Raw genomic sequence first — 19,580 nt, forward strand, 5'->3', positions numbered from 1 at the left:
GATTGTTTACTTAACTCTTGTCACCGTAACAATACCATTATTTCTATCAGACTTAATCCCCCATTTCCTTTCAGGTTCTTTTTCTTTTAACCTATATGATATCAGATTGAGGATATATGCCCTATTAGAGATTGGGAAAATCTCTTTTGCATCCAATTCCATCTCACGAATGATGCACATTATACTTTTCTTTTTCTCTTCCATACAAAAAAAATTAGATGTTAATAAAAAGAAGTGATGAACGGACTTGAACCGCTGACCTCATGAATAAAATAAGAAAAATCATGTGCTCTACCAACTGAGCTACATCACCTTTATATATGTTCTCAAAAAAATCATATACTCACCGAAAACCTCTGCTGTTCGGTTGCAGGGCAATTTTTGAACCTCGCTTTTATTGCTATTTACGGTTCTACTCCGGTGTACCAAACCACCGTCTTACTACAGCCCACTATCTACTCTCGCGAGCTTCGTATTCCTGCTACGTAAGCCATATATGTTTTCCAGAATGTCAAAGAACTCTTCTCTGTGTGCCCACGGATGTAATCAAATACATAGGTCTGAGCCTTCCGGGGCTTGGTTTGGTTTGACTTAGTGAGGGCTAATTTTTAACACTGTTTACAACACAATCCGTTAAAACTGCAATAGATTTCAATTTATCCAAAATTGAACAATTCTTCTCTTTTTCTAAACTCCACCACCCTCTGTACATTTCTGTTGATTCTTTCTGTACATTCACTTCATTCTTCAATGATCCATTCTCTACACGTAGTTCTCCAATGATTTTCTCATCCTCAAAAACTTTCGCTTTTAATTCTTCTCCATTAATAGTACTCTTATCAAGATTAGCAGATAGTTCTTCTACTTTCTCAATTAACTGTGATTTCGTCATTACTTGTAAGTCCATAATTGATTTGATTTTATGATTGATTTGATTGATTTACTTAGTCACATACCCCATAGCCAAATTTCCACAAGGATCACTGTAAAGGTCGGAAAGAGAGAGGTTCTTATTTGGGAAACGAGATGCACCACTTTCGCGGAATCTGATCTCTTCTTTGTATTCATCCATTGCGATGCGTGCAGCACTCCAAGCCTCTTTTAAAGCATTTGAAAAGGTTTTTAGATAGTGACCATTCCATTTCATTTCAGCATAAGCACGCTGCATTATAGCTTTTAAATTATACTTGCTATCCACGATTAATCTATAATCTCTCTTTTTGGGATTATTTTTTTGTTGTTTCTGTTGGATATCTGCTATTTTATTCATACTTTTGGAGTATTGATTGATTGATGATGCAAATGTAATCACAAATGAGATATTTAGCAATCTAAATACCTTTTTTGTTATCTCATTTGTGATATTTTAACATTGTGATTGATTTGATATGATTAGTAGAATTAGAGCTATCATCAGCTATTACCACATGACAGACAGAGCTTTTGCTATTAAATGCGGTATAAAACAAAACACTTTTAGTAATCAGCTAAATGGTGCAAGAGAATTAAGTTTAGTAACGATAAATGCAATACTTATCTCGTTTGAAGACATCTCTTCAGAATGGTTACTTAGAGGAAAAGGAGAAATGCTACTATCAGCAATAAAGCCTGATGTAAACATCGAACGTATGGAACGTTTGGTAGACACAATAGCTACTCTTCAAGGCGCTTTAAACGAACAAATGAAAACAAACGTATTGCTTACTGAAGAACTTAAAAAGGCAAGAGGTGAATCAGCTATGCTAAAGAATGAACGAAATATAGGATAGATAAATAAATACAATTATGAATGCATCCATTCTTATCAAGATCATTGTAGGATTAGCAATAATAGCATTGATATTCACAAATAAGATTGTTCCATATTTAAGGGATAAATTATTCATGAATGTTTCTAAAAGTGGATATTTAACAACCATCTTAGTAATTACAGTTGTATCTGTATTTGGAGTAGCATTCAATAGATATCAAAATAATGAGCGAAAATATGCTGCCGAAGATAATGAAAAAGCCAAAAAGGAAAGACTGATAGTAAAAGCTTTTGAGATATCCCAAAACGAGCTAAAGAAACAATTAAAATCTCCATCCACCGCGAAATTTGCGACAGAATTCGATGAAGAATCAAAATATAAGATAAATGATGACGAATCTGTAATCATCAGATCTTATGTTGATGCTCAAAACTCATTTGGTGCTACTGTACGAACGCACTTCAAATGTACAGTAGATAAAGATGGAAATGTGAATGATCTTACTACATGGTAAAACTCAATAAATTAATTATTATGATATTTAATAGTACTTAAAAGTTTTAATGGTCGAATAATGGTCGAACCATAAAAAAAAGCATGGCTATTACATTGACATCCAAAATATAAGACTAGAATTTTACAAATATGTCTAGTTTAGTTTTTGTGTTGAAGGGCTTCTACCTCGGAGGAGGATTAGAAGTCCTCTCTTTATTCATGATAATCAACTAGTTACAAATTATATCGAACTTTTTTCATATTCATTAGTACCTATAATTGAGAGTTAAAACGTCACTTTTGACGCTATTTTCTTGTCCAATTCTTGTCCAAAACACAGTTTTTGTTGCTGTATTCTTGTCCGAGTGTTGGGTAAACGTTACAGTCTTATTTTCTTCATCAATAACAGGGACAAAGCCAAATTCTGTCTCCATCCATTCCGTAAATTTATTATATGAGGAATAAAGTTTGGCATCTGATATATTTCTAATACTTTCAGCAGCAAGAATCAAGCAGTTATCAAGCCTATAGTCAATGCCTGATGTTATAATCCCGGTAATATCCTCTTGCCCCTCATTCATACTTTTAAGCAAACTGCTCAATACCGTTGCAGGCTTAATAACATCAATATTCACAGCATTATTATTACGCTCTTTCCATTTTACAGATACAGATTTCTCAGTAAATAAAACAGTGTAATTATCTTTTTTTGAGTAAATACCAAGAGAAAGAACATCTTTCGCATTTAAAGAAAGTGTCGTCTCAACATTTATCTTTGTATGATCAATACCATCATTTTCCCATTTCAGGTCATTAATCCTGACTCCATTTTTAAATAGGATTATTCTAGTATCATCTGATGCATCGACATAAGCCAGAAAATCGAGATTTATACTTAAATCAAATGTCGCGTTTTTTTGGCTTTCAGGAAACCGGTGGTAACTGAAACATCTCCGGGATTCACATCTGACAACTCAAATGAATCATTAGTGTATATTTCTGAACTAGTTATATATAAGGGAATAACTCTATAGCCTACACCATCAAAAGATAGAATAACGTCACTGCTATCTTCAACTGAATTGCCTACAACAACCCAGTTAACGGTATTAAGCATATCCAATCTGTCATAGTAAAGAAGATAGTTCTCTTTAATTTCATCCACAGCATATTCATATTGAGTACCCTTCCTAGCCTTTATCAATGCTGAAATACTACCATCAATTGCATTCATGGAAATAACCTTACCTTCTTTTTTCAGTGAAGAAAAATCAAGAGGACAGCTAAAACGTATCTCATATGTATGAATGTTCGTTATAGTATAAACCTCGATTATTGCAGAAGATGACAGGTAGTTGTCGCAGTATTCAGCGAATAACAGCTCATATGCTTGATTGATAAAATCAAATTTAGAAGTAAATTTTCGCGTAGTAGCACCATAATCGGATCGATTGATAGAATAGCTGATATCTTGCCAATTTCTTATATCTGAATTGGATAATTCATAAATTGTATCACCTATTATAAGATTGAATTTGCAGAGCATATGTATAGTCATTAAACGTTCACGGGCAAATATAAAGAAAAAGCCAACCGGTATTCCGATTGGCTAAATTCTTGAAAGTTACTCATTCTTAATTCAACACTTAACTACTTGTATTTCAACAAAATTAGTTATATATCAAATTAATCTGTTTTTCAATATCCTACAAATTTATATTTATTAAATCTTTATTCTATTAAATGGTTCACATTCTCTTTTCTTTTCTCTGACGTATAGTTACCTCCTCTTGGCTAAACATTTCAGGAGTGTAGATTTGTGGTTGATAACGTATTTCTTCCTGTTTTTTAAACTTCCCATCCGGCATTATCTGATATTTAGTATCCACACGTTGTCCTCTTAGATTGTCAGGGTATATAAAATCTTTCTTTATACTATCAAACTGAAAAATATAATTATAATCAGAGAAATCCAACCTTTGAACATTAACCGTAAAATCTTTATTAATTTGTGCTTCCATAGTTACAGCTGTTTCTCCCTGATATTCATAGATAGGGATATAGTCGATAATAGTTCCGGGAAAACTGAATGTGACCAGCCAACTTTTACTCATATCATGGCAAGCAGAGAAAGTCTTGACAATTCCTAAGATATATTTCCCATTAGTGTCCTTAATGAGAGAGAGGACTGATACAACCGGAGGCTTCTTATCTCTTTTATCAAGATTGGCATAAAATGGAGAATTGTTTATTTTATAGGATGATCCTTGAGTTACTGCTCTTGTTTGTTCAAATTCATCACGGGAGATACTATTGGTATCTTGATAAACAAAAAAAGAAATATCATAATTAATAGGTAGTTTTAGAAATTGGTTCATTGAAAAGAAATTGAATACTCTTTGCAAAGACTTCTCTTTTATATCCGAGGCCTTTATTAAGTCAGTGATTTTATAACTATTTTGGCTATATAAAAATAGTCCATTCGTTATTATTAGCATTATCAAGCTTAATACTTTTTTCATTTTTGATTGATATTTATTATAAAAATAGTGTTTAAAATTAGTAATCGTATGATTAATTACATCTTCATGGCATTAAAGATTATAAAATACAATATTAATCAAACGATTACCAATAAACAAATATAGCATTTTCTTTTGTATTACACTATTTTTTGCAGAAAATATTCCTCTGAAGTTTAAAAATATCAATTAGAAAGCAAAAATGGCAAAGGGAATTGTTTGGACAACTCCGTCATGGAAAGTTTCTTTGGACTGATGAAATCTGAACTCCTATATACAAGAGAATTTAAATCCATGCAGGAATTTTAAAAAAAACTTGATGAATATATTGATTGGTACAATAATAAAAGAATAAAGTCCCAGTTAAATATAAAGAGTCCGGTACAATACCGGACTCTTTATATTACTGGTTAATGTCTAACCTGTCCAACTTTTGGGGTGCCAGTTCATTTTGACACCCCCTCATTATTTTGAGAATTTATAACGTTATTATTTAACATCTAACTTTTTTAGGGGCAGCACATTTTGACACCACACCCTCATCATTCCTTTGGCTATAAAGAGGTCGTTTTATATTTCCCCCCATCGTTAGGGCGTACATGAGTTACTGTATAATACCATCGGTTAGGTTTGGTACTTCCTTCCAATTTTGGCTTATCGGTTCTATAGTAAAGGCGATTAATGTTACTACATCCGTCATCAGCTTTACTAGCTGCATTATCCATAAATGTATAGTAGTATTGGTTTCTCGAGGTATCATATCCTCTTCCTGTAATCACTATAAAATGGTCTGTACCATCAGAATTTGCATTCGAATCGGGATCATAATCAACTCCGACTATGATAACTCTTCTAGCATTGAGATGTTTGTCAATACATTCGATAGCATTTTTGTAATTTTCTGCCGGATTATCTCCCCAATTAGTTAAGAACCCTTTTGAACTATCCACCAATCTAAAGACGTTATCACTCTTCCCATAATTAGATTGTCCATATTTCGCCAGTGTTTGTTCACAAAGTACACGACAATTAGCACCTTCTACCCAACCCACAAACTTGGTTTTATCCATTAATTCTATAGGAGCTTTAGAAGTAGGATTAGATCCATCTCCACCGCTAGTTCCACCGCCACCGCTGGTTCCACTTCCCCAGTAACCGCTTCCCGATCCACTTCCCCAGTAACCACTTCCAAAACCACTACCATATTCATCAAATCCACTACCAAATTCGTCACAAGATCCTGCCCCACTACCATAAATAGTCGTTTCTGGTGCTGTCCATCCCCAACCACATACATAGACAGCGTCTTTTAAAGCTCCTTGCTCGCAGAGTTTCAAAAAGACTGCTTCTGACATACAATCATTTGGCCCTGTACCTGTTCCTGAATTGTAACTTGATACCAAGAGAGCTTGATTGATTCCTTTTAATTTCAATTTTTCTGTTTTACTTTTCTTTTCCATTTTACGTAAATTTTATTGTTTTATATACACGTTCTCTGACTTGAAAAACACCTGTTTCTAAGTTCAGATACTTTTTCTCCATGTTCCGGCGTGCAGATGGGCTGCGTAATCTCCAAAATGGCATGAAACCTCATTGTGATATGGCTGCTTACACCTCTTATCAGTATTTCTTAATAATGTTATGTCTGAATACATACTATAGTTATCCCAATAAATATCTGTCATTAATCCAGGACCTGTTATATCTAATATCTCCTGTTGAGATTTCAAGACTACCATAGCTCTTTTAGCCATCTCATCCATCATTTTGAGTAAAAAAGGATGTTTAGGCATTCCACCGAACATATAATTGGCTATTCGAAGTTGATACCTTAGATTCAAAGCTTCTTGTTCTGATTGACAGACCGTTTTCTCTTCACCTAAAATCAAACTGTATTTCCTCAACTCATCAAGCGGCTTTAGACTTAACATGTCTAAATCCATATAGAAACCTCCAAAGAGGTATACAAGAACTATTCTTAAAAAGTCTGCTTTTTGCACATTATAACAGAACGAGTTATAGATATTGATGTATTCGGGTAGATATTGGGTTAAAATATTTTCAGCATCATCCTTATTGTATAATCGAATATTCCATCCTAGATGGTTTTCTTGTATTTTTTGTTTGCATTTCTCAAATAGTTCGGGAAATGGTTCATCTTTACGAAGAAAGATTAAATGTATATTCTTGGGAATCATTATTTATTTTCTTTATGAGGTTATTTACCAAACCAAGTACCATAGAAATAGTGTATAGCATGAGCCTGATTAATGCGCTCTTCCATTTCTTTAGAAATTTGGTTGTTTTTAATTCTGTCTACTTCTCCTTGTACGATAGGATATATCGTTTTTGATTCGAGGATACGTACATTCTCTTCTTGTGGGAATGCATCATATGCGTGTGTCAGTAAAAAAGGTCCTGTGGAGTTCAATATATCAAAACCATTATTCACTACTCTTCCTCCCGGATAATTTATCAATCTTTCAGTTACAAAATTGATAAAATCATTATTGGGTGTTGATGCCATGAAAGCGTTGCAAATAATATGTTTGAGACCAAAACGTTTAGCATGCCAGTCAGGTTCTTTTCCTGCGATGAAATCTGCTCCTTTTAATAAAAACTCAATATTTTCGAGGCATTCAAAATCCATGTCTACATATAGTCCTCCATAAACCTTTAAGAGAAGATAGCGTATTGCGTCTGCTCTTTGTATATTACAAGGGTATGCATCATACTTCTCCGTAAATTCAGGGAAATGTTCGCAAACAAATTCTCTATTCATTTCGTCTGTCCATAGAATGTATTCCCAATCTGGTAAAAACTCTTTCCACGTTTGTGATAATTGATCAAAAGGAGAAAGAATATCTTCATTCTTCCATGTTTGATGGATAATTCGGGGTATTTTTAAAATGTCTTCCATACTTTTTCTGAATTATGTTTTATATTTAAATTAATTGATGTATATTAAACCATTGTAAAATAGAGATTCTAATTCTATCAGAATTAATTTGTAGATTTCTTCTTTATCTTTGTTGATTGTAGATGAAAAACAGGGTAATAGTTCATCGAACAAACTTTTGAATGATTTCTTTTCTTCTAACAGTATCAATATGTTGCGGCATAAGTCGTTAATGATAAACTCTTTAACTCCTTCATAGAGCAAGCATGGAATACATGCTACATCATAGTGTTCTAAATTGATATCTTTATTTATACGTTCTTTAAGTATACCTTTGGCTTCTACTGGCCAATGCTCTGGAATTTCATAAATTGATAGATGGGGATTCCTCCTGATTATAAATGAATATTGCTCCTCTTTTCCTGCGTTTAGAAAAATAGGGTAGGCAGATAAACGTTCTTCTAAATTATATAAATAGTTGTTAGATAGCTTTTCCCATTCTTCAGATAAAGAAAGGAGAAAATCCTGATAGGATGCAATGCACAACTGTATACTCAAATCTGGTAAAACAGCATGCTTAGTCTCGTTTTGCATCCGCTTATGATTATGTCTAAACAACTCTATTATCCTCTTATAATAATCAGGGTACTTATTCAATAAAGTTTTACCAAGAAGTTCACATATCCGCAGGTTCCTCTTATGCCCACCCAAAATATGCATTAATTTCGTATTATTATATGAATAAAAATCACAGAATTCCTTATAACAATACCCATTATCACGTACACTGTGATCAAGTATAGTCCTCACAGATTTGTTGTGCATTTTGGTAATGGCATAAAACAGTATTTGTTCAAAGAGAATATTATTATTAATATTTATCCGGTGGCTATCCATGTCGTTCAAGTGATTGCTCTCAATAATATGAAAAGCAATTTGACAATATTCCTTTATGAAATCTAAATCATTACCACCAAGAACTCCCGCATTATAGGAACCTATAGAATCTTTGTCCAGTTCCTCTTTCAGATTGCTTGGTAGTGAAATACCTCTTTGGAGAACATCATTCATCATATTCTTATAATAACTGCTCCCTATTTCCAAGTTTTGAGCAATCAATCCGCTCTTTTCGACTTCGCAACTTAATCTCTCAGGCAAATAAACATCTCCATCCACATGGATAAAAGGTTCTTTTTGAAGCGAGTAAGTTATAACTTTGGGATATGCCCAATGAGGCTCCGGGCAAAGTAAATTATCATATTTAATAATCACATCCTTATATGGGAGCCCCAATAACTCGGCAAATACTTTGCATCCATTCGAATCTGTATACAATACAACATTTTCATAATGTTCTTTTAAACTAAGGCAACTTAATGCCCAAGACATTAAATGATATTGTGGATTAACCCATCCAAAGCTATTCTCCAGCAAAGACTTATTACATGTCCAAAAAGTTTGTACTACTTTCATATCTTTATTTTTTTAATAAAAACAATATGTATATAATGATTAATTTCATATTTTTAAAGACACACTACAAACGGATATATTTTTCAAATATCAGTTTTCAAACTATTTCTAGTAGATTATAAATTAAGTTCCTTATATAATTTCTTACGGTCATAAGAAATGCGACTTTTAACAGTTCCTATAGGAATATTAAGAAATTCACTTATTTCCTTATAGGAATAACCTTTAGAAAAATAGATCATACAATCTATACATTTTGTCTTTTCAAAACATCGCCGAATACCTGCCAGTACTTCATGGAATAAAGTTAAGTCTGAAGCATTACATGATGAGATATTTTCCATCGCCATATCATAACATACAAAATTTATGATGGATTTTCGGTTATACATTGTAATGTATAAATTCTCCATGATTACCACACACCATGGTTTCAGAGATCTGCTACAATCAAATTTATCACGATTGATCAGTAATCGATATACAGTATCACCCGCTAAATCTTCTGCATCTTCTCGAGTTCTGCAATATTTTCTTGCCATACGCAATATCCAGGGATATATTTCAGACAGTTCCTTATCAAAGTCCATCGCCAATCCTCCTGGTTAAGTGCATACAAGGCTTTCCATTTATACACTGTTCCACATACCGCCGATGTGCAACGCTCTGATCATACAAATCTTTTGCTGAATGTTCTATCGAATCAATAAGAATGCCCACTTCAGGGGGAAAGGAAGCAATCAAATTCTTTACTTCAGATAATTCTTCGGTTATCCGGTCGCATTTAATCTCTAGTTTTTCAAGTTTTGATAACAAATTACTGCATAAACTACAATTTAAGCAATACAAATCTCTTTTTTTATTCATGACAAAGGTTGTTGTGTTTTTTATTGGAGACTACTAACTACCTTTAAATTTGTTCGATTTACTTATAAAAAAAATCGAACCGTTTTCAAAATGTAATAAAAATATATGTTTTTCTTTTTCTAATAGATATTTTTATATACGCCTGGTGAACAATATTAGCATATACAGCAGAATTTGTATAATGTGAATCAATATTTATCTTGAAAAATGTCATTAAGAAAGCAATTTCAGAATCAAAAGAAGCTTGTATCTCTTCAGGGGTACTTCTTTTAAAATCTCCAATCTCCCCAGAACGTCTTTCCTCATTCCTTTTATGCTCGAAAATGGCAGTATGCAACATATTATCCAGCTTTTCCCTGACTTGATTATCATCCAACTTATATATATCAACATCCATAATTCGAAAAATGTCACGAACTTCACTATAGCTATTGATTACAATGAGATTCTTGCATATATTCAAAAGTAACAATTTGGTATTTTCTTTCGTCAGATCCTCTTTATCCATAAGCAAAGCTTTCATTCCTATAGGGCTAACGATAGACCTGTAATCTATAATGAGCTTGGATGCACGTTCTTTCAATTGTACATCAGAGGCTGTTTCACTATGAGAAAGCAGACAATGATAGTTTCCACATGAAATTTCAATAAAATCATTCAGCGATATCTGGTTTAATCTTTCTATCATGACATTTTCCATCTTTTATAATTCTCGAAATCACGGTTATTAGCATCATCACAGTTACTATTTTATGCTCTTTTTCAATCTAGAATAATCATTGAATATAATTGTATTTTCTACAGAAGCTGAAACATTTTGAGGTGAGAATGGAATAAAAACTTATTAAATCAATTAAATATAGCTAATCTATTCATTACAATCGTTCCTGCAAAAGTTTTAGCTGATGAAAAACATAAAATAAGAATTGCAATATCACACAACTGGGATACACGATACATACCAACCGATTTAGTTATAGACTTAATTAATAAACTCAAGAATAGGAAAGTGGTTAAGCGAACAGATAAAAAGAAATCATGAGACTAAACTCAAAAGTGCACTATGCATCTTGTCCTACTATAGGTGGTTCTTTTCTAACTAAATAGAAGAAGAACCACTAAAATCAGGACGATACAATGAATGATGCGGAAAGGTGGAGTATGTTAATACACTCACCTACTCTCAATTAGTTAAAGTAACAACTATTACATACTAATTTTCTCAAAAGATTTATATACAAAGGACTATTCACACCCTAAATAAATTTCAAACCTCTTTCATTTTTCTTATATCATACATAGTTAAGTACACTCCATAAAAGATTCAATTTATATATGTTTTCTTATTCCATAAAACACCCCACATACTATTATCCTGAAAATAGAAATACTCATTACTCACAATTGAATTTATAAAAATGAACTTTTGATCTAATAGTAAGTTTGCTAGGAATGGAATAATCTTTTTTGTTATTTTGCATACAAAATTGAAAACTGATTAAAAGATGGATTGGATTAGCATTAATTTGAATTTTCCTATAACCAACCCTACATGGATATTTTTCCTTGTACTCATTATTATATTATTTGCTCCCATATTGCTAAACAAACTTCATATTCCACATATCATCGGTATGATATTAGCAGGATTAATTATTGGCGAACATGGTTTTAATATCTTAACCCGCGATAACAGTTTTGAATTATTTGGAAAGGTAGGACTCTACTACATAATGTTTTTAGCGGGATTAGACATGAATATGGAAGATTTTAAAGAAAATCGAAGCAAAGCACTTGTATTGGGAATATTAGCTTTTATAGTTCCAATTACAATAGGTTTCGTAGCAAACATAACATATCTGAGATATAGTGTTATCACTTCTATTTTACTAGCAAGTATGTATGCATCACATACATTAGTTACATATCCAATCATCACACGGTATGGTATGTCACGCCATCGTAGTGTAAGTATTGCTGTAGGAGGTACAGCAGTAACAGACACACTTACATTATTAGTATTAGCTGTAATAAGTGGGTTGTATAAAGGAGAATCAGGAGAATTATTTTGGATTTGGCTTGTATTAAAGGTCCTCTTTTTAGGAACACTCATTACATTTTTCTTTCCATATATCGGTCGTTGGTTCTTCCGTAGATATAATGACAATGTTATGCAATTCATATTCGTACTTGCCATAGTATTCTTAGGTGCAGGATTAATGGAATTCATAGGAATGGAAGGTATTCTTGGCGCTTTCTTGGTTGGACTTGTACTGAACCGTCTTATTCCTGATATCTCTCCATTGATGAATCGTCTAAAATTTGTAGGCAATGCGCTCTTCATCCCCTACTTTTTGATTGGAGTAGGAATGTTAATAAATATACATGTAATTTTTGGGCATGGAGAAGTGCTAAAAGTAGCAACTATAATGATTATTATGGCTTTGACAGGAAAATGGATTGCATGTTGGCTAACACAAAAAATCTATAAAATGTCAAATATTGAAAGAGATTTAATGTATGGTCTAAGTAATGCACAAGCTGCTGCCACTCTAGCAGCCGTTTTAATCGGTTATAATATTATTCTGCCTAATGGCGAACGCCTATTAAATGACGATGTATTGAATGGAACTATACTATTAATCCTTATTACATGCATAGTCAGTTCATTAATAACTGAACACACAATACATAAAATTACAATGGATGGATTTCAAATCGAAAAGGATAATTTTATAGACACTGAAAAAATACTGATTCCCATTGCTAACCCAAATACAATTGAGAATTTAGTAAATCTTTCAATTATGATATGCAATCCCAAATTAAAAGATAATCTCCATACATTAAATGTTATTAATGATGATAATACTTCTGAAAAGCTGAAACAAAGAAGTAAGCACTTCTTAGACCAAGCTGTTTCAACAGCACAAATCGCAAATATGCCCATGAAAAGAATCAGCCGATATGATTTTGATATTGCTTCTGGGATAATCCATGCCATTAAGGAATATCAGATAACAAGTGTTATCATAGGTCTACATCATAAACTAAATGTAACAGATTCATTCTTCGGAATGATCACAGAAAATTTATTAAAAAATCTACATTATGAAATCATGATAGCTAGATTTTTAGTGCCGATCAATACACTAAAAAAAATCATTATTGCAGTTCCTCCAAAAGCAGAATATGAATCAGGTTTTTCTAAATGGGTAGAGCATTTTTGTAGAATGAGTAATACTTTAAAATGTCGAGTACATTTTTTTGCAAACTCAGAAACAACCTTGTGCATACAAACATTAATAAAAAAGAAACACGGACAAACTTTAACTGACTTTTCTTCTTTAGACAATTGGGATGACTTGCTAATAATCACACAGCAAGTGAGTTATGATCATTTATTAGTTATTATAAGTGCACATCATGGGACACTATCGCACGATAATTCTTTTGATTTACTCTCTAAACAGTTAGAGAAATATTTTTCAAATAATAGCTTCGTCATTGTATATCCTAACCAACAAGAGAAAGTACAATATACCCCATTTCCGTCTAACTTAAATAATAATGAGCCACAACATTATGAAAAAATCGGTAAACGGTTTTATAAATGGATTACAAAAGAATAATATAGAGATTTTACATATAAGTTGCTTTTTACATAATACATTATCCCATTCTCTAAAACATTATGCCTACGAAATAAATCAACTATATAAATATGCTAATCCATTCAATTTATATAAGTTGTTTTTGTACTTTTGCATTGAAAAGTCTCAAGAATGGAATACAACGTAGAAGAACTTAAAAATGCATTGATAGAAAAATGCAGAAATGAAAGCATAATATATGCTATGGTAGCAGTAAATCGAAACACAAAAGAGATTATTCTACCTAAATCCCTACAAGATGTATTGGATAATCCCAATTATTATGTATGCACTTGTAGAAAAGTAGAAGAAAACTACCAAATAAAAGAGGAGAAATAATGTTTTTTCACATTATATATTCTTTTTATGTTTTTTCCTATAAATTTATATTTAAATATTTACATTAATTATACAAGTAATATTATTTATATACATCTGATGTTTAAAATGTCTACAAAACTGTCCTCAAAGAAACCTCACAATTTTATAAATAATCTTTTAAAATCAAATAAGTAGAACACAAAAATTAATTATTAATGCGAATCAGCAGTTGAATACTGATTCTTTGTTTTAAAAAATTAGATAAATGAATGCGATGGCAATTTTCCCCATCGTATATACTAAAAGTCCAGATGTAGATCTGACTTTCATCGCTCTTTGAATATTTATTTTTTCATTCAGCCAGTTGAAAAATGATTCTATAGGCTGTCTGACCTTAGACACAGCTGTCGAAAATAAGTCTCCTTCCACTTTCTCTCTTTGGGTAATTACTGGCAACTCACCTTTAATTGCTTTCACGGGAGTGAGCATCGTTAGTTCTTGTTGTTGCTTCTTTTCTTCCCGGAATGAGAAGTCTGAATAGATTTTATCAAGAAAGATGTCTCTGTTTATCAGACTATCAGTAGCTTCTCTTTTGAGTACTGTCAGATCATCAACAAGTGGTTTCAACTACTGATTCACATTAGTAATATCTCATTTAATTAAATTCACTTTTAGTTCTTTATATCTAGTATTGATCGCTATATTTAATCCTTTGAATGAGTAATCATCATTACTATATTAATCTCTATTAGAATAACTATAGTTATAATCTTTCCAATTGTTATTTTTGTAAAATTACAATATTCATAAAATTTTCATTCATCACCAAGTTTCCCTAGCAAATCATACGAAGGCACAAAAAAAAGAGTTCCTGTTATTGGTGTACTAAAGTCCAAAAGGCGATCAGTATTACCAACTGGATTTCCAATAAACATATTTTCCAACATTTGATGTGTAGTACTGAAAGTACTAGCATAACCAATAAAATAAGTACCATATTCTCCTCTTGAGGTGTTAGCAAATGGCATATTTGCCCTTACAATTTTCAAATCATCCCCAATATTAGTGACAGCATTATGTGCATTTTTAGGTTTCTCTTCATCAGAAAGTTCGACATCATTAAACTTATGACGACCAATCACTTTTTCTTGCTCTTCAACCGAAAGCGAGTTCCACGCTACCATGTTATGGATATATTTTTGCACAAAAGCATAGCTCCCACCTTTAAAATTAGGATCTTCTTCACCAATCACTGCAAAAAAGTAGGGGTTTTCATCAATAGCTGGATTTTCTGTACCATCCACAAAGCCTATAATAGCCTTACCATCCAAATATCTAAAACCATGTGTTTCATCAATTGGCTCAACTACTCCTTTAAGTTTTTCATCTATAATAGAAGCAAATTCAAAACACAACCCCATCTGTCCGGATCGAATATGAAATAGCAAATCACCATGAGTGGATACCGCTGTATATCTATCTCCCTTTATTTCTTGAAAAGGAACCAACTCTTTTGGTTTTTCCCTCTCTGGGAAAAGATAACTCCATGCATCAGCTCCAAAACCCATAGTACAACTGAACTGCACATCTGGAAAACGATTACGCATACTACGAATCAATGCGGAAAAATTAGTACATACATCTTTTACTTTGTCAATAGTAGCTGGCAACTGTTTCAGTCCATAAACAATAAATATAGCATTCTCTCCTTGTTTTTCTACAACATCTTGCGGAAAGTTACTGCTAAACGGGCATTGATTAGGATTCATATTAATCATTATTTAATTTTAGTCATTATAATCTTATCCGTTTTACTTCTCAGAAGGGTTCAAAATTGCTACTTCATCAAGAAATAATTCTACGTTTTTTGCATGATGAGCGACATAAGCGGCTGGACTTACATCTCCCGAATAGCATATTTCATTCACTACTTCTGCTTTTGATCCTCCAGTAATCAGAAAAATAGTCCAACGAGCATTTATAATGACATTTCCAGTCATTGCTATTCTCTTTTGACCATTAATGGGATTAACAGTAGTAACATAAGCGGCATCAGCATTTAGAAATTTCTCTTGTCCTGGAAAAATTGAAGAAGTATGTCCATCCACTCCTGCCCCAAGCAGTATAATGTCAAATTCCGGAAACCCATCTTTATCAGGTACTAACTGCTCCACTAATTCAGAATAACGTTTGGCCTCTTTATTAGGTGACTTCATTTCTCCATAAATACGAAATACATTTTCATAAGGAATAGGAACCAGACTTAGTAGAAGAGAACAAATCATTCCATAATTACTGTCTGAATCTGTAGGAGGTACACATCGTTCATCCACCCAAAATATCCTCATTCGCTCCCAAGGCGTAACATTTGAATATTCATTCGCCCAAATATCGAACATCAATGCCGGAGTTTGCCCTCCACTCAATCCAATATTGAATGTTTTTACAGGTTCTTCATTCATAATGTTTATTATATGAAGTATTAACTTACGTGAAGCCTCAACTGACGAAGGATAGATAGATAGTTTCATAATTCACAATATTGTTCTGTATGTTTCAAATTTTTACAAGGATTTGTCCATTCGGCACCATGTTCATGCATCATAGCTTCACTTTCTAAAGGTCCCCATGTACCTGCAGGATAGCCATAAAGCGGTGCATTAGGGTTATCCTTCCAATAATGAAGTACTGGATCGAAGAAACGCCATGAAGCTTCTACTGCATCACTACGCGTAAATAAAGTCGCATCTCCTTGAATACAATCATCTATTAAGCGGGCATAAGCATCACCGCCAGGTACCCCGCCTAACTCAGCATAACTGAAATCCATCGTCACTTGACGGACCTCAAAACCGGCTCCGGGAACTTTCATTCCTATTTTGAGTACTATGCCTTCATTAGGTTGCAAACGAAGAATCAATTTATTAGCACGCGGACAGTTACCACCAGAACAACGAAACATTTGATGAGGTGTTTCACGAAAGTGAACAACAATTTCTGTTACCTTTGTAGGCATTTGCTTACCAGTACGAATATAAAATGGTACTCCACTCCAACGCCAATTACTGATACTCAGCTTCATTGCAATATAAGTTTCCGTACGCGAATCAGAAGTTACCCCTTTCTCTTCACGATATCCTTTTTTATTACCAGAAGCAGTATATTGTCCACGAATAATATGTTCATTAAGGTCGATTTCATTTAAGGGGGTCAATGATTCGTAGACTTTCACTACTTCATTGCGAAAATTATCAGCATTAAAAATAGCAGGAGGTTCCATAGCAGTCAATGCTACTAATTGGATTAAGTGATTTTGTACCATATCGCGTAAAGCACCAGCGGTTTCATAAAATCCTCCACGCTGTTCTATTCCAAGATTTTCTACAGCCGTAACCTCTACATAATCAATATAGTTACGATTCCATAATGGCTCAAAAATACCATTAGCAAAACGGAAAGCAAGTAGATTTTGCGCCGTTTCCTTACCCAAGAAATGATCAATACGGTAAATCTGATGTTCATCAAAAACAGAAGCATAAATACGATTCAATTCTTGTGCCGATTCTAGATTATAGCCAAAGGGCTTCTCTACAATAATACGTGAATGGGAAGTATTCAATCCTGCTGCTTTCAAATGTAAAGGTACAATTCCGTAAAGGGAAGGTGGTGTAGCTAAATAGAACAACAAATTATCAGGATTTATATCATTTGTCACTTCTACCAGACGTTGGCGAAGTAATGGATATCCTTCTGCTTTAGCCGGATCCATTGGCAAATAATATAAATGAGTAAGAAATGAAGTCATAAGCTCCATATTCTGTTCTTCAGACTCCACAAAACGTTGTAATTCTTCAAGGATATAAGATCTGTAACTCTCATCAGAATAGACTGTACGCCCAATACCCAAAATAGTAAATCCTCCAGTAAGCCTCTTATCCCTAAATAATGAATACAATGCAGGCATCAGTTTCCTTTTTGTCAAATCTCCTGAAGCCCCAAAAATAATCATTGCAAATTTATCCATACCTTAACTAATTCTTTAAACTTTATACATTATATGTTCCAGACTTTGTATCACCTCCGCGTCCTGTCCAATTCTCATGAAAGAACTGCCCTCGAAGTTCATCTTTGCGTTCAAAAGTATGCGCACCAAAATAGTCACGCTGCGCCTGTATCAGATTAGCCGGCAAATTAGCAGAGGTCAGAGAATAAAAATAATTCAAGGCCGAAGAGAATGCTGGTACAGGTAGTTCTTCTCTCATTGCTTCTGCTACAAGATTTTTCCATCCAGGAACTAAAGTTTTAATTTCTTCGTGAAAATATGGAGCTAACAACAAATGCTCTGGTTTATTTGCAACTTCAAAAGCAGCAGCTATATCGTTGAGGAAAATACTGCGAATGATGCATCCTCCACGCCACATTCGGGCAATAGAAGCGAGATTTAATTGCCAGTTGAAAGCATCAGAAGCACGCTGCAAAACAGCAAAGCCTTGTGCATATGAAACAAGTTTAGATGCATAGAGTGCAGAAAACAGTTCTTTTACCAATTCAACTTTATTATATACTGGCAGAGTATGCGAATGTGGAAACTGCCTGGAAGCCAAACGACGTAAATCTTTCTGTGCCGAAAGACTACGTTCGAAAACTGCTGTAGCAATTAACCCCAATGGCATACTAAGCTCCATTGCATTAATGACCGACCATTTGCCTGTTCCTTTTTGCCCGGCCGCATCCAATATTTTATCAATAAGATAGCCTCCTACCTTATCTTTATGTCTCAGAATATTAGATGTAATTTCAATAAGATAACTACGAAGTTTTCCTTCATTCCAATGTTCAAAGACATCTGCCATTTCTTCATTAGTTAAATCAAGCAAGTTCTTCATCACCCAATAGGCTTCTGCAATAAGTTGCATATCTCCGTATTCAATTCCATTATGAATCATTTTTACAAAATGTCCTGACCCAGCAGGTCCTACCCATTCGCAGCAAGGAGTACCATCCGGGGCTTTTGCTGCGATGCTCTGTAAAATAGGTTTCACTTCCAACCAAGCTTTTTCTGAACCACCAGGCATAATAGAAGCTCCATTTAAAGCCCCTTCTTCACCTCCAGATACACCACTACCAACAAACAGAAAACCTTTTGATTCAGCAAGCTTAACACGGCGATTAGTATCTTCAAAATTAGAATTTCCTCCATCAATAAGAATATCTCCGGAAGAAAGTAACGGGAAAAGTTGTTCCATGAGTTCATCAACAGGATTACCAGCACGAACCATCATCATAATTTTACGAGGAATCGCAATAGATTCAACAAATGCTTTTAAATCTGTAAATCCTTCAATATTTTTACCTTTAGCACGTCCATTAATAAAATGGTCTACAACTCCTTCCTCTACTCCCGGGACAGTACGGTTATAAACCGAAACATACCATCCTTTACCCTCCATGTTCAAGGCAAGATTCTCACCCATCACAGCCAAACCTATTAATCCAATATCTGTTTTATTCTGATTTGCCATAACTTATATAATTTAAATATATTGTTTATGTAAATAACAATTCATAAGAATATTTGTTCGCAATTTTTAGATTTAAA

The 19,580-nt window shown here is 33.5% G+C and carries 21 protein-coding genes, 1 tRNA gene and 2 pseudogenes; 5 read left to right on the forward strand and 19 right to left on the reverse strand.

What is annotated here, in order from left to right; genetic code table 11:
* Positions 1-6: 6 nt before the first annotated feature.
* The 4 genes from PHO71_RS13500 to PHO71_RS13515 form a co-directional block, all read right to left on the reverse strand.
* Positions 7-204: a hypothetical protein gene (locus PHO71_RS13500; RefSeq protein WP_300204149.1), complete on the reverse strand. Its 198-nt coding sequence runs from the start codon at positions 202-204 to the stop codon at positions 7-9.
* 28 nt (positions 205-232) lie between these two features.
* A tRNA-OTHER gene (locus tag PHO71_RS13505) sits at positions 233-313 on the reverse strand.
* Between the two features lie 288 nt (positions 314-601).
* Positions 602-907 carry a hypothetical protein gene (locus PHO71_RS13510; protein ID WP_300204152.1) on the reverse strand — a complete coding sequence of 102 codons (306 nt, stop codon included), beginning with the start codon at positions 905-907 and terminating at the stop codon, positions 602-604.
* Positions 908-940: 33 nt separating this feature from the next.
* Positions 941-1,270 (reverse strand): hypothetical protein, encoded by a 330-nt coding sequence (locus tag PHO71_RS13515; protein WP_300204154.1) that lies wholly within the window; start codon positions 1,268-1,270, stop codon positions 941-943.
* A 157-nt stretch (positions 1,271-1,427) separates the two neighbouring features.
* On the opposite strand from PHO71_RS13515, the gene PHO71_RS13520 reads away from it, so the two are divergent.
* Together PHO71_RS13520 and PHO71_RS13525 are read left to right on the forward strand one after the other, a co-directional pair.
* Positions 1,428-1,769 (forward strand): XRE family transcriptional regulator, encoded by a 342-nt coding sequence (locus PHO71_RS13520; RefSeq protein WP_300204157.1) that lies wholly within the window; start codon positions 1,428-1,430, stop codon positions 1,767-1,769.
* 16 nt (positions 1,770-1,785) lie between these two features.
* The gene (locus PHO71_RS13525) at positions 1,786-2,265 is read left to right on the forward strand and encodes a hypothetical protein (RefSeq protein ID WP_300204160.1); all 480 of its coding nucleotides are present in this window, start codon (positions 1,786-1,788) and stop codon (positions 2,263-2,265) included.
* Positions 2,266-2,512: 247 nt separating this feature from the next.
* Here the strand turns inward: PHO71_RS13525 and PHO71_RS13530 are convergent, their stop codons facing one another.
* The 3 genes from PHO71_RS13530 to PHO71_RS13540 all read right to left on the reverse strand — a co-directional run bounded on the left by PHO71_RS13530 (position 2,513) and on the right by PHO71_RS13540 (position 4,768).
* Positions 2,513-2,881, reverse strand: a complete 369-nt coding sequence (locus tag PHO71_RS13530) for a hypothetical protein (protein WP_300204163.1) — start codon at positions 2,879-2,881, stop codon at positions 2,513-2,515.
* A 260-nt stretch (positions 2,882-3,141) separates the two neighbouring features.
* Positions 3,142-3,792, reverse strand: coding sequence for a hypothetical protein (locus tag PHO71_RS13535; protein WP_300204166.1), 651 nt, complete (start codon positions 3,790-3,792; stop codon positions 3,142-3,144).
* Positions 3,793-3,994: 202 nt separating this feature from the next.
* The gene (locus PHO71_RS13540; RefSeq protein WP_300204168.1) at positions 3,995-4,768 is read right to left on the reverse strand and encodes a hypothetical protein; all 774 of its coding nucleotides are present in this window, start codon (positions 4,766-4,768) and stop codon (positions 3,995-3,997) included.
* Positions 4,769-4,957: 189 nt separating this feature from the next.
* On the opposite strand from PHO71_RS13540, the pseudogene PHO71_RS13545 reads away from it, so the two are divergent.
* Positions 4,958-5,182: pseudogene (locus PHO71_RS13545) on the forward strand (IS3 family transposase); the annotation flags it as partial.
* A gap of 140 nt (positions 5,183-5,322) precedes the next feature.
* Here PHO71_RS13545 and PHO71_RS13550 read toward each other — a convergent pair.
* From PHO71_RS13550 to PHO71_RS13580, 7 genes are all read right to left on the reverse strand, one after another.
* Positions 5,323-6,228 carry a hypothetical protein gene (locus tag PHO71_RS13550; RefSeq protein WP_300204172.1) on the reverse strand — a complete coding sequence of 302 codons (906 nt, stop codon included), beginning with the start codon at positions 6,226-6,228 and terminating at the stop codon, positions 5,323-5,325.
* Positions 6,229-6,291: 63 nt separating this feature from the next.
* Positions 6,292-6,966, reverse strand: coding sequence for a glycosyltransferase family 32 protein (locus PHO71_RS13555; RefSeq protein ID WP_300204174.1), 675 nt, complete (start codon positions 6,964-6,966; stop codon positions 6,292-6,294).
* Positions 6,967-6,986: 20 nt separating this feature from the next.
* Positions 6,987-7,688, reverse strand: coding sequence for a glycosyltransferase family 32 protein (locus tag PHO71_RS13560; protein ID WP_300204177.1), 702 nt, complete (start codon positions 7,686-7,688; stop codon positions 6,987-6,989).
* A 30-nt stretch (positions 7,689-7,718) separates the two neighbouring features.
* Entirely contained in the window at positions 7,719-9,140 is a 1,422-nt protein-coding gene (locus PHO71_RS13565; RefSeq protein WP_300204180.1) for a DUF6734 family protein, read from the reverse strand.
* Positions 9,141-9,256: 116 nt separating this feature from the next.
* Positions 9,257-9,730: an RNA polymerase sigma factor gene (locus tag PHO71_RS13570; protein WP_300204183.1), complete on the reverse strand. Its 474-nt coding sequence runs from the start codon at positions 9,728-9,730 to the stop codon at positions 9,257-9,259.
* Complete coding sequence (locus PHO71_RS13575) at positions 9,720-10,007, reverse strand: hypothetical protein (protein ID WP_300204186.1); 288 nt, start codon at positions 10,005-10,007, stop codon at positions 9,720-9,722. Before PHO71_RS13575 ends, PHO71_RS13570 begins: the two co-directional genes overlap by 11 nt.
* 85 nt (positions 10,008-10,092) lie before the next feature.
* Entirely contained in the window at positions 10,093-10,695 is a 603-nt protein-coding gene (locus tag PHO71_RS13580; RefSeq protein WP_300204189.1) for a hypothetical protein, read from the reverse strand.
* A gap of 817 nt (positions 10,696-11,512) precedes the next feature.
* On the opposite strand from PHO71_RS13580, the gene PHO71_RS13585 reads away from it, so the two are divergent.
* Together PHO71_RS13585 and PHO71_RS13590 are read left to right on the forward strand one after the other, a co-directional pair.
* Positions 11,513-13,639: a cation:proton antiporter gene (locus tag PHO71_RS13585; RefSeq protein WP_300204192.1), complete on the forward strand. Its 2,127-nt coding sequence runs from the start codon at positions 11,513-11,515 to the stop codon at positions 13,637-13,639.
* A 153-nt stretch (positions 13,640-13,792) separates the two neighbouring features.
* On the forward strand, positions 13,793-13,999 hold the full coding sequence (locus tag PHO71_RS13590) for a hypothetical protein (RefSeq protein ID WP_300204194.1): 207 nt from the start codon (positions 13,793-13,795) through the stop codon (positions 13,997-13,999).
* Between the two features lie 231 nt (positions 14,000-14,230).
* Here PHO71_RS13590 and PHO71_RS13595 read toward each other — a convergent pair.
* From PHO71_RS13595 to gnd, 5 genes and pseudogenes are all read right to left on the reverse strand, one after another.
* Positions 14,231-14,593: pseudogene (locus PHO71_RS13595) on the reverse strand (transposase); the annotation flags it as partial.
* Positions 14,594-14,796: 203 nt separating this feature from the next.
* Positions 14,797-15,750 (reverse strand): Dyp-type peroxidase, encoded by a 954-nt coding sequence (locus PHO71_RS13600; protein ID WP_300204199.1) that lies wholly within the window; start codon positions 15,748-15,750, stop codon positions 14,797-14,799.
* 42 nt (positions 15,751-15,792) lie between these two features.
* Positions 15,793-16,512: a 6-phosphogluconolactonase gene (gene pgl / locus PHO71_RS13605; protein WP_300204202.1), complete on the reverse strand. Its 720-nt coding sequence runs from the start codon at positions 16,510-16,512 to the stop codon at positions 15,793-15,795.
* Positions 16,509-18,005 (reverse strand): glucose-6-phosphate dehydrogenase, encoded by a 1,497-nt coding sequence (gene zwf, locus PHO71_RS13610; protein ID WP_300204205.1) that lies wholly within the window; start codon positions 18,003-18,005, stop codon positions 16,509-16,511. The genes pgl and zwf overlap by 4 nt, the downstream gene beginning before the upstream one ends.
* Positions 18,006-18,027: 22 nt before the next feature.
* Positions 18,028-19,503 (reverse strand): decarboxylating NADP(+)-dependent phosphogluconate dehydrogenase, encoded by a 1,476-nt coding sequence (gene gnd / locus PHO71_RS13615; RefSeq protein WP_300204206.1) that lies wholly within the window; start codon positions 19,501-19,503, stop codon positions 18,028-18,030.
* Positions 19,504-19,580 lie beyond the last annotated feature (77 nt).

Source organism: Bacteroides sp. (assembly GCF_028690125.1).
Taxonomy (GTDB): domain Bacteria; phylum Bacteroidota; class Bacteroidia; order Bacteroidales; family Bacteroidaceae; genus Bacteroides.

Bases quoted from the DNA above. Each gene is read 5' to 3' on its own strand.
- PHO71_RS13600 (WP_300204199.1), bottom strand. From the start codon at position 15,750: ATGAATCCTAATCAATGCCCGTTTAGCAGTAACTTTCCGCAAGATGTT.
- PHO71_RS13590 (WP_300204194.1), top strand. From the start codon at position 13,793: ATGGAATACAACGTAGAAGAACTTAAAAATGCATTGATAGAAAAATGC.
- PHO71_RS13560 (WP_300204177.1), bottom strand. From the start codon at position 7,688: ATGGAAGACATTTTAAAAATACCCCGAATTATCCATCAAACATGGAAG.
- PHO71_RS13580 (WP_300204189.1), bottom strand. From the start codon at position 10,695: ATGATAGAAAGATTAAACCAGATATCGCTGAATGATTTTATTGAAATT.
- PHO71_RS13540 (WP_300204168.1), bottom strand. From the start codon at position 4,768: ATGAAAAAAGTATTAAGCTTGATAATGCTAATAATAACGAATGGACTA.
- PHO71_RS13570 (WP_300204183.1), bottom strand. From the start codon at position 9,730: ATGGACTTTGATAAGGAACTGTCTGAAATATATCCCTGGATATTGCGT.
- PHO71_RS13515 (WP_300204154.1), bottom strand. From the start codon at position 1,270: ATGAATAAAATAGCAGATATCCAACAGAAACAACAAAAAAATAATCCC.
- PHO71_RS13510 (WP_300204152.1), bottom strand. From the start codon at position 907: ATGGACTTACAAGTAATGACGAAATCACAGTTAATTGAGAAAGTAGAA.
- zwf (WP_300204205.1), bottom strand. From the start codon at position 18,005: ATGGATAAATTTGCAATGATTATTTTTGGGGCTTCAGGAGATTTGACA.
- PHO71_RS13575 (WP_300204186.1), bottom strand. From the start codon at position 10,007: ATGAATAAAAAAAGAGATTTGTATTGCTTAAATTGTAGTTTATGCAGT.
- PHO71_RS13585 (WP_300204192.1), top strand. From the start codon at position 11,513: ATGGATTGGATTAGCATTAATTTGAATTTTCCTATAACCAACCCTACA.
- pgl (WP_300204202.1), bottom strand. From the start codon at position 16,512: ATGAAACTATCTATCTATCCTTCGTCAGTTGAGGCTTCACGTAAGTTA.
- gnd (WP_300204206.1), bottom strand. From the start codon at position 19,503: ATGGCAAATCAGAATAAAACAGATATTGGATTAATAGGTTTGGCTGTG.
- PHO71_RS13565 (WP_300204180.1), bottom strand. From the start codon at position 9,140: ATGAAAGTAGTACAAACTTTTTGGACATGTAATAAGTCTTTGCTGGAG.
- PHO71_RS13500 (WP_300204149.1), bottom strand. From the start codon at position 204: ATGGAAGAGAAAAAGAAAAGTATAATGTGCATCATTCGTGAGATGGAA.
- PHO71_RS13555 (WP_300204174.1), bottom strand. From the start codon at position 6,966: ATGATTCCCAAGAATATACATTTAATCTTTCTTCGTAAAGATGAACCA.
- PHO71_RS13550 (WP_300204172.1), bottom strand. From the start codon at position 6,228: ATGGAAAAGAAAAGTAAAACAGAAAAATTGAAATTAAAAGGAATCAAT.
- PHO71_RS13535 (WP_300204166.1), bottom strand. From the start codon at position 3,792: ATGCTCTGCAAATTCAATCTTATAATAGGTGATACAATTTATGAATTA.
- PHO71_RS13525 (WP_300204160.1), top strand. From the start codon at position 1,786: ATGAATGCATCCATTCTTATCAAGATCATTGTAGGATTAGCAATAATA.
- PHO71_RS13520 (WP_300204157.1), top strand. From the start codon at position 1,428: ATGACAGACAGAGCTTTTGCTATTAAATGCGGTATAAAACAAAACACT.